This window comes from Phytobacter sp. V91, from assembly GCF_965644225.1.
In the GTDB taxonomy this organism is placed as follows: domain Bacteria; phylum Pseudomonadota; class Gammaproteobacteria; order Enterobacterales; family Enterobacteriaceae; genus CBFFRJ01.
Genome location: NZ_CBFFRJ010000174.1, coordinates 1 through 8,600 on the forward strand (window position 1 = coordinate 1; position 8,600 = coordinate 8,600).

Consider the following 8,600-nt stretch of genomic DNA (forward strand, 5'->3'; position numbering starts at 1 on the left):
CAGTGAACCCAAGTCAGTCGTAGGGATAGGTTGTTTAAGCACTACCATCCTGCATCTTGAAGTTACTTGGGTATATGAAAACATTGATAGCTCTATTATGCATCGCTTTTACGCTTCCCGTATTTGCTAAAACAGTCACCGCAACTGGTGACACGCTTGATAGTACAGAAAATGAAATTCGGCAATTGGTCAAAAAAGAAGGCGGGTTATCATATAAAATAATACAAGCCAGAGTAGGTAATAATAAAGTTCGGATCATGGCAAGGATAATCTCGTAATTAATACCTGAGGGGCATGTAGTCCCTTAGGGACTCAATAACTATTGGTGACCAAATAACACAAGATTACCCCTGGTATGGAAAATTATGACCGCTTTTGGCTCAGAGCGGACATTTCAGCTCTGCCCTACCCCTGACATCTGAACTTAGCCTTGACACCAGAACCAGGTAATTACCCCAGCGCACTCATACTGGTCAAACGCGCCTCATGGCTTCATAACGATGCGGCCAAGCGGTTTCGCTGTCTCAGCGAATTCGTGGGCCGCGGCAGCGTTAGCCAAGGGGAAGATGCGGTCAATGACAACCCTGATGCGCCCTGCTACGACAGCCTGCAACATGTTGTCCACACTTGTCCGAACTCCGGGCCTTTCAAAAAGGGGGCCCATGAATACCCCCATGAGTGTCTGGTTAGACTGCATTGGCGGCCACAAATCGACAGTCAGACTGCCACCGCCCGCATTACCAACGAAGACGAGACGTCCTTCCGGAGCGAGTGCAGAAAGCGAAGCAGGCAATGTAATCCCCACCGGATCGATGACGAGGTCAACACCGGTGCCATGGGTATACTGTCGGACACTGTCCACGATGTTATTCTCTGCACGATCCACGACATGGTCGGCACCAAGTTCAAGCAACCGGCTTCTTCGCTGCGTTCCGCTTGCCACGGCGATGACCGTTGCGCCTGCTTGTGAAGCAAGCTGAACGGCCGCTAGCCCCACGCCACCAGCTGCTGCCTGAATAAGGACGGTTTCTCCGTACCGGAGCATGCCTCGAGTGAAAAGGCAATGATACGCGGTTCCAAAAGAAATCGGCAACGCCGCCGCTTCTGCCATATCCACCCCATCTGGTATAAGCCAGGTTCGTTCCGCGAGCACAGCCCAACGTTCCGCATGCGATCCCTGCATGTGAAAAGCAGCGACTCTGTCCCCAACCGTACGGCTACGGACTTTCGATCCGACTGCAATAACTGTGCCCGCGGCCGCGTAACCGACGATCCATGAAGGAAGAGGCGGCGGAGTTGAACGGCGGTTAATCAGATCTCCACCTTCAATCGAGATAGCCTCGACAGAAATCAGGATGTCGTCAGGCCCTGTGACCGGATCCGGGATATCGACATATTTCAGGACGCCGGGCGCTCCTTCCGCGTCATAAACCGCTGCTTTCATCAATTTTCCTCTGTCTCATCAGTAAATCCAGACCTGTCTGGCAAACTACCCCGATCCGGCATATACCTTACAGGCAGCGCGGGCTGCCCTATTGAATTTACGACTGGCGGAAAGACCCGTAACGCTTAAGGCAGCCGGGCGATCGCCTTAATCTCAAACTGAAATCCGTAAAGCCACGTCACGCCGATCCCGGTCAGCGTGGGGTAAGGCGCTTCCCCCCAATATTCCGGCAGGATACTCCAGATAGTTTCGAGGTTCGACTCGGGATCGACGACAAAGAGGGTGACATCAACCACGTCATCGAATGTGCAGCCTGCAGCCGCGAGAACAGCATTAAGGTTATCGAATGCCCGCCTGACCTGCGCGTTGAGATCCAGCTCAGGCGATCCATCTTCGCGACTCCCCACCTGCCCCGAAACAAACAAGAAGCCGTTAGATTTGATGGCCGGTGAATAGCGATTGCGCTCATACAGCGCCTGCCGACCGGGGGGAAATACTGCTTCACGTGTTGTCATGTCTGTACCTTTGCCGAATAAACAAAATGACACTTTACAGGTGCTGGACTGGCTGGATAAACAAGCGACTTTGTTCTTCATTGTTTGTAAAATCCAAACAATCGGTGAAAAGAAAGGGTAAGGAATGGATCGTTTCGATGCGATGCGCGCCTTTGCGCGGGTGGTGGAGGCAGGTAGCTTCACAAAGGCTGCCCAGACACTTCATATGAGCAAAACCACGGTGACGCAGCTCATTCAGCAACTGGAAGCGCGCCTGCGCGTCAGGTTGCTCCATCGAACCACCCGCAGGCTCGGCGTCACGCCCGAGGGAGCCGTCTACTACGAGCGCGTCATCCGCCTCCTGGCGGATATGGAAGACGCTGAAACCAGCCTTTCCAGCGCGGCGATTACGCCCAAAGGGCGGCTACGGGTGGATATGCCCAGCCCGTTGGCCCGCCTGGTTATAGTCCCGGCACTACCCGCTTTCCACATGCGCTACCCGGATATCCAGTTCGATATGGGCGTGAGCGACCGGGTGGTGGATCTGATCGGCGACAACGTGGATTGCGTGTTGCGCGGGGGCGAAATCAACGACCAGTCCCTGACAGCACGCCATGTCGGCGATTTGCCAATCGGCGTCTACGCCGCACCGGGCTATGTGGAACGCCTTGGCGCCCCTGCGCATCCGAGAGAGCTGGAAAATACCGACCATCGCATAGTGGGATTTCTGTCCTCACGCACCGGTAAGATTGCGCCTCTGGCACTGCACTGTGAGAGTGAACATATTGAAATCAAGGGCACCTATGTGCTCGCTGTAGATGATGGTAATGCTTACCTCGAGGCAGGCCTGGCAGGGTTAGGCGTGATTGCGCTGCCGACCTATATGGCAAAAGCACATCAGGCCTGTGGCGCTTTAATTCCCTTATTTGAACAATGGCGGATTAATCCCATGCCCCTGTACCTGGCATTTCCGCCGAACCGCCATGTCAATGCCAGACTACGCGTGTTTATTGACTGGATAATTGAACTGATGCAGCAGAATAACGATTAACCTATTGATTATCAGGCAGTGTGAACATTAAAGATATCCACCGGCAAGTGGCGCAGTAACAGCTATGCTTTGTTAAAGATTTTCGAAGATGAGTCGATAACATACTGAGGCCTTTCCCTCACGCTGTTAGATGTTTTTTCACAACAACAGGATGATCGAATGGATAGCTCACAGATAGCATCATTATCTACCAGTCTGAGTTCATACCAGCTCAACAGTCAGGTCAGTACTCTGGTCCTGAGAAAAGCGCTGGATGCTCAGGAGACGGCAGCAGTCGATCTGATTAATCAGATCCCGCAGTTGCCTTCTAACCCGGCGATTGGTCGCAATATCAACACGACCGCATGATCCGGTTTGCCCGGTGGCACTAAAAAGATGTGCAGCACCACCCGGCAAAACAGGATAGCAAGCCCGCTGATATTGCGGGCTTTTTTACGTTGAGCTTAAAGTAAGCCGCTGGAGCCGGGAGCTGTTTCTGCGGGCAGGCTCAGATTGACCGGCATACCTGAACGACGTTCAAGCACCGCCTGCGCATGATGAACATCAACTCCATCGCCATTAATCACCGACCGTAGCGCGGGAGTAAGCGGCAGCGGGACTTTGTCGTCTGATTCATATTCCGCCCGGTTGCGGGATAGCGGTTCATGCACTTCGACCCAACGGCTACCGTCCGGTTCGATGGTGGCTTTCACCGGCTGATCGATAATCTGCACCCTTGTTCCTACCGGTACATTATCAAAAAGATATTTAATATCGTCATTACGTAAGCGAATACAGCCCTGGCTTACGCGCAGGCCAATACCAAAATTGGCGTTAGTGCCGTGAATGGCATACAGCTTACCGATATAGATAGCATAAAGCCCCATCGGATTATCCGGCCCGGCGGGCACCATTGCGGGTAATGTGAGCCCCTGCTTCGCATATTCCCGGCGCGTATTTGCCGTTGGGGACCAGGTTGGCCCTTCCTGTTTACGCTGTACCGAAGTCACCCAGTTACGCGGCGTTTCTCGCCCTGCCTGACCGATACCTATCGGCAACACCTCAACGGTATTACCGCCCTTCGGATAATAGTAAAGGCGCATCTCGGCAACGTTCACCACAATGCCTTCGCGCACGGTAGAAGGCAAAATAATCTGCTGCGGAATGGTCAGCTCCATTCCACTTTTGGGCAGGAAGGGATCCACCCCCGGATTAGCCTCCAGCATATTACTCAGCCCCTGCCCGTACTCAGCGGCAAAGGTCTCAAGCGGCTGCGTGTTCCCCTGCGGAACGGTAATAACCTGTACGTTACCCACCAGACGACTCCCTTCCGGCGGCAACGGATAGCTCACTGCCAGCGTACTCTGGCTTGCGAGCACAATAAAAAAGCCACAAAACAACTTCATACAACGCATGATTCCCGATTTCCTTTATTCAGACGCAACAAGCGTGAGTTAATCATAACGTTTTTTGCAGCATTTCTCGCCAGATTGTACAAAAGCAGATTTTGCCCTCCTCCAGCGTCAGGAAAACTCATCGCAGGATCATTCGCTTGCGAAGCTTTTTATTTGCGCGTAGTCTTGCAGGCAATTAAACCTTTCGGTCTAAATTATGAGTAGTGAAACGCCCGCTGCACAAAAACCCCGTCGTGGACGCCCCCCCAAAGTCGAGCGCGAATTTACTGATACCCGCCAGGCGCTGATCCGTTCAGGGCTGGAAGTGCTGACAGAGACAGGGTATCTGTCGGCCGGTATTGACGCCGTCATCAAAAATATCGCGGTGCCAAAGGGCTCGTTTTATCACTGCTTTAAGAGCAAAGAAGAATTTGGTCTTGCGGTTCTTGCCGCCTACGGCACTTTCTTTGCCCATAAGTTAGACAAAATCTTGCTTGATACAGCAATGCTGCCGCTCGATCGAATGACAGCATATGTTCACCATGCGGGTCAGGGGATGGCGAAATACCAGTTCCGTCGCGGGTGCCTCGTTGGCAACCTGTTGCAGGAAACGCCGCTCTTACCCGACGAATTCCCGGCACGCTTAAAAGCCATCCTCAGCGAGTGGGAGATGCGCGTGGCCCGCTGTTTTTCCGAAGCCCAGGCGCAAGGCACGCTCCCCGCTGACGCCTCGCCGGAAAAAATGGCCCGCGTATTCTGGTCCGGCTGGGAGGGGGCGGTAATGCGCGCAAAACTCTTTGCGTCCGCCGAGCCGCTCAACCAGTACTGGGAATTCTTTATGCACAGCATTATTAAAAAATAACACCTGCACAGGACGGCCACGATGCCGAAAACCATAGTCAGACGAGGATAACTCAGTCATGAAAGCTTTAGTTCTGGAACAGATTGAAAACAAAACCCTGGCCGCTGTAAAAGAGGCAACCCTGCCAGCCCTCGCCGAAGGCGATGTGCGGGTCGACGTCGACTGGTCCAGTCTTAACTACAAAGATGCCCTCGCCATTACCGGTAAAGGCAAAATCATCCGCCAGTTCCCGATGGTCCCGGGTATCGACTTCTCCGGTATCGTCAACGAAAGCCGCGATCCGCGCTTTGTTGCAGGTCAGCCCGTTATTCTGACCGGCTGGGGCGTGGGTGAAAACCACTGGGGCGGCCTGGCTGCACAAGCCTGCGTTAAAGGCGACTGGCTGGTCTCCCTGCCTCAGACATTAAGTGCGCGCAATGCCATGATCATCGGTACTGCGGGTTTTACCGCCATGCTGTGCGTTGATGCGCTGGTGGATGCGGGCGTGAAGCCGGAAAGCGGTAAAGTGCTGGTAACCGGCGCCAGCGGCGGCGTGGGCAGTACTGCCGTTGTGCTGCTTAAAGCGCTGGGTTACACCGTGGTTGCGGTAAGCGGTCGCGAATCCACCCACGACTTTTTACGCCAGTTAGGCGCCGACGAGATCCTGCCGCGCAGCGATTTCGAAGAGACCCGCCCGCTGGAAAAACAACTGTGGGCCGGTGCTGTAGACAACGTTGGCAGCAAAGTGCTGGCAAAAGTGCTGGCGCAGACAAACTACCGTGGCTGCGTTGCCGCCTGCGGTCTGGCGGGCGGCTTCGACCTGCCAACCACCGTAATGCCGTTTATTCTGCGTAACGTCCGTTTGCAGGGTGTTGATTCGGTGATGGTCCCCACCGCCGAACGTGGCGTCGTCTGGGAACGCCTGGCAAGCCTGTTGCCGGAAAGCTACTACCAGCAGGCCGCAACAGAGATCGCTCTGGAGCAGGCCCCGGCGTTTGCCGCCGACTTCCTGAGTAATAAAATCCAGGGCCGCACGCTGGTGAAAATCAACGGCTAATTTCTGCCCCGGCGCGCACGCTCGCGCCGGGTTTTACGCTTCAATATGCGCCGCCATACCGACTTCCTCTGAATCCCTTCATCCACAGTTATTGTTTCATAAAGCTGTGACATACTGTCATTTACAGCTGCCCACCCGTGAAACAAGGAGTTAATGATGAATGATAAGGGTGCAAATCTGACACCTGTTGCAGCACTGGATCAACTGGAAGCCCTGTATGACCAGTCGGTTAATAACCTGCGCAAGGCCATCAGCGTCTATATTGAAACCGGCACACTTCCCACGCCGGAATCGCGAATCAAAGGCCTCTTTGTTTACCCGGAGCTCTCCGTAAGTTGGGATGGCAGCGCCACGAACCCGCCCAGAACCCGAGCTTACGCCCGTTTCACCCATTCAGGTTGCTACACCACCACCATCACCCGTCCGGCCCTGTTCCGCCAGTATCTCCTTGAACAATTAACCCTGCTTTGCCAGGACTACGGGGCGCGAATTGAAGTCGGACTCTCGGCCCATGAAATCCCTTACCCGTACGTGATTGACGGCTCCGAGCTGACGCTGGACCGCTCAATGAGCGCCGGGTTAACCCGCCATTTCCCGACCACCGAGCTGGCGCAAATTGGCGATGAAACTGCCGATGGCCTTTTCCACCCGACCGAGCTTTACCCACTGTCGCACTTTGATGCCCGGCGTGTGGACTTCTCCCTGGCCCGCCTGCGACATTACACCGGAACACCGGTGGAACACTTCCAGCCGTTTGTCCTGTTCACCAACTACACCCGCTACGTGGATGAGTTTGTGCGCTGGGGATGCAGCCAGATCCTCGATCCCGATAGCCCCTATGTCGCTCTCTCCTGTGCTGGCGGCCATTGGGTCACGGCTGAGACCAGCGCGCTGGAAGAAGCCATCTCCGATCTGGCGTGGAAAAAGCATCAGATGCCGGCATGGCATCTGGTCACCGCCGATGGTCAGGGCATTACGCTTATCAATATCGGCGTGGGCCCTTCCAACGCGAAGACCATTTGCGACCATCTTGCGGTGCTGCGCCCGGACGTATGGATGATGATTGGTCACTGCGGCGGACTGCGCGAAAGCCAGTCGATTGGCGATTACGTGCTGGCCCACGCTTACCTGCGTGATGATCACGTGCTGGACGCCGTATTGCCGCCGGATATTCCTATCCCCAGCATCGCTGAAGTGCAGCGCGCACTTTATGACGCCACCAAAGAGGTGAGCGGCATGCCGGGAGAAGAGGTCAAACAGCGGCTGCGTACCGGCACCGTGGTCACCACCGATGACCGGAACTGGGAGCTGCGTTATTCCGCCTCGGCACTACGTTTCAATCTCAGTCGCGCAGTGGCCATTGATATGGAGAGCGCCACCATTGCCGCCCAGGGATATCGCTTCCGCGTCCCTTACGGCACGCTGCTTTGCGTTTCAGATAAACCATTGCACGGGGAAATTAAGCTTCCCGGCCAGGCAAACCGCTTCTATGAAGGAGCGATTTCCGAACATTTGCAAATTGGTATTCGGGCCATTGATCTGCTGCGTGCCGAAGGCGACCGACTGCATTCACGTAAACTGCGTACCTTTAACGAGCCGCCCTTCCGTTAAGAAACACCCCACGTGCCGCACAGGGTACGTGGGGTGACATGTTGAGATAAATAGCAGGTAGAAAGTAAGGGCACAGGTATCAAATCTTCGCATAACTAATCGAATAATATCTAAAAGGCCATTTATCACTGAAGGCCTTTCTGGAAAATAATTCAGATATTCTGCCGCTCTGTTATATAACCCTGAAATATGGAATATATTAAATCCATTCCCCGGCCTTATATAACCCAGATAAGCGCCTGCACTAAAAACTGCTCACCGACAACTAATAAAAGCAGTTTTCCGCCACCAGAAATAACAAAGGAATAACACCTAACCTTTTGCACTTCCCCCTTCCCTGGCAAAAAATATAGAAAGCATATAAACACAACAATGCTTATTGATATATTCTTAAAATACACCTCTTTGCAAGAGTACAATAAATAATATTAAAACAAACAAAACAATGACTTAAGAGCCCAGTTTTAATCTAAATAAAAAACACCCAATCATTACACCACCCCATATTCCACCACTACGGTTGCCATTTTTTTATGCTGCCTTTAATATCAGCCAGACTTTAGGGATGCAATAGAACAAAAAAGGGGGGACTCATTTACTTCGTGAATACATCAACAACAACGCATTACAAAAATAAATCACATGAGTCCTCCACTAAGGAAGGTGCGATTTAATCGGTGGGGTTCAGTGGAGTCCTTATCTGTATTAGCCTTACCTTAGCTGAGCTGT

Annotated in this window: 8 protein-coding genes and 1 pseudogene; 6 read left to right on the forward strand and 3 right to left on the reverse strand. The window is 53.3% G+C overall.

What is annotated here, in order from left to right:
* Positions 1 to 74: 74 nt before the first annotated feature.
* Positions 75 to 278: a DUF1471 domain-containing protein gene (locus tag ACSZO4_RS23330; protein WP_437891450.1), complete on the forward strand. Its 204-nt coding sequence runs from the start codon at positions 75 to 77 to the stop codon at positions 276 to 278.
* Between the two features lie 206 nt (positions 279 to 484).
* Here the strand turns inward: ACSZO4_RS23330 and ACSZO4_RS23335 are convergent, their stop codons facing one another.
* Both ACSZO4_RS23335 and ACSZO4_RS23340 read right to left on the reverse strand, forming a co-directional pair.
* A complete protein-coding gene (locus tag ACSZO4_RS23335; RefSeq protein ID WP_437891452.1) occupies positions 485 to 1,444 on the reverse strand; it encodes a quinone oxidoreductase family protein in 960 nt (319 codons plus the stop codon).
* Between the two features lie 125 nt (positions 1,445 to 1,569).
* Positions 1,570 to 1,959 carry a RidA family protein gene (locus tag ACSZO4_RS23340; RefSeq protein WP_437891454.1) on the reverse strand — a complete coding sequence of 130 codons (390 nt, stop codon included), beginning with the start codon at positions 1,957 to 1,959 and terminating at the stop codon, positions 1,570 to 1,572.
* 124 nt (positions 1,960 to 2,083) lie between these two features.
* Between ACSZO4_RS23340 and ACSZO4_RS23345 the strand changes: the two genes are divergently transcribed.
* Both ACSZO4_RS23345 and ACSZO4_RS23350 read left to right on the forward strand, forming a co-directional pair.
* Positions 2,084 to 2,989 carry a LysR family transcriptional regulator gene (locus tag ACSZO4_RS23345; RefSeq protein ID WP_437891455.1) on the forward strand — a complete coding sequence of 302 codons (906 nt, stop codon included), beginning with the start codon at positions 2,084 to 2,086 and terminating at the stop codon, positions 2,987 to 2,989.
* A 159-nt stretch (positions 2,990 to 3,148) separates the two neighbouring features.
* Entirely contained in the window at positions 3,149 to 3,337 is a 189-nt protein-coding gene (locus ACSZO4_RS23350) for a YjfB family protein (protein WP_437891457.1), read from the forward strand.
* Positions 3,338 to 3,432: 95 nt separating this feature from the next.
* Here the strand turns inward: ACSZO4_RS23350 and ldtA are convergent, their stop codons facing one another.
* Entirely contained in the window at positions 3,433 to 4,383 is a 951-nt protein-coding gene (gene ldtA / locus ACSZO4_RS23355; protein WP_437891458.1) for a L,D-transpeptidase, read from the reverse strand.
* Positions 4,384 to 4,579: 196 nt separating this feature from the next.
* On the opposite strand from ldtA, the pseudogene acuR reads away from it, so the two are divergent.
* The 3 genes and pseudogenes from acuR to ACSZO4_RS23370 all read left to right on the forward strand — a co-directional run bounded on the left by acuR (position 4,580) and on the right by ACSZO4_RS23370 (position 7,871).
* Positions 4,580 to 5,286 (forward strand): annotated as a pseudogene (acuR, locus tag ACSZO4_RS23360) (acrylate utilization transcriptional regulator AcuR).
* A complete protein-coding gene (locus ACSZO4_RS23365) occupies positions 5,283 to 6,260 on the forward strand; it encodes an MDR family oxidoreductase (protein WP_437891460.1) in 978 nt (325 codons plus the stop codon). The pseudogene acuR and the gene ACSZO4_RS23365 overlap by 4 nt, the downstream one beginning before the upstream one ends.
* 156 nt (positions 6,261 to 6,416) lie before the next feature.
* Positions 6,417 to 7,871, forward strand: a complete 1,455-nt coding sequence (locus ACSZO4_RS23370) for an AMP nucleosidase (protein WP_437891461.1) — start codon at positions 6,417 to 6,419, stop codon at positions 7,869 to 7,871.
* Positions 7,872 to 8,600 lie beyond the last annotated feature (729 nt).

Bases quoted from the DNA above. Each gene is read 5' to 3' on its own strand.
- ACSZO4_RS23330 (WP_437891450.1), top strand. From the start codon at position 75: ATGAAAACATTGATAGCTCTATTATGCATCGCTTTTACGCTTCCCGTA.
- ACSZO4_RS23335 (WP_437891452.1), bottom strand. From the start codon at position 1,444: ATGAAAGCAGCGGTTTATGACGCGGAAGGAGCGCCCGGCGTCCTGAAA.
- ACSZO4_RS23340 (WP_437891454.1), bottom strand. From the start codon at position 1,959: ATGACAACACGTGAAGCAGTATTTCCCCCCGGTCGGCAGGCGCTGTAT.
- ACSZO4_RS23345 (WP_437891455.1), top strand. From the start codon at position 2,084: ATGGATCGTTTCGATGCGATGCGCGCCTTTGCGCGGGTGGTGGAGGCA.
- ACSZO4_RS23350 (WP_437891457.1), top strand. From the start codon at position 3,149: ATGGATAGCTCACAGATAGCATCATTATCTACCAGTCTGAGTTCATAC.
- ldtA (WP_437891458.1), bottom strand. From the start codon at position 4,383: ATGCGTTGTATGAAGTTGTTTTGTGGCTTTTTTATTGTGCTCGCAAGC.
- ACSZO4_RS23365 (WP_437891460.1), top strand. From the start codon at position 5,283: ATGAAAGCTTTAGTTCTGGAACAGATTGAAAACAAAACCCTGGCCGCT.
- ACSZO4_RS23370 (WP_437891461.1), top strand. From the start codon at position 6,417: ATGAATGATAAGGGTGCAAATCTGACACCTGTTGCAGCACTGGATCAA.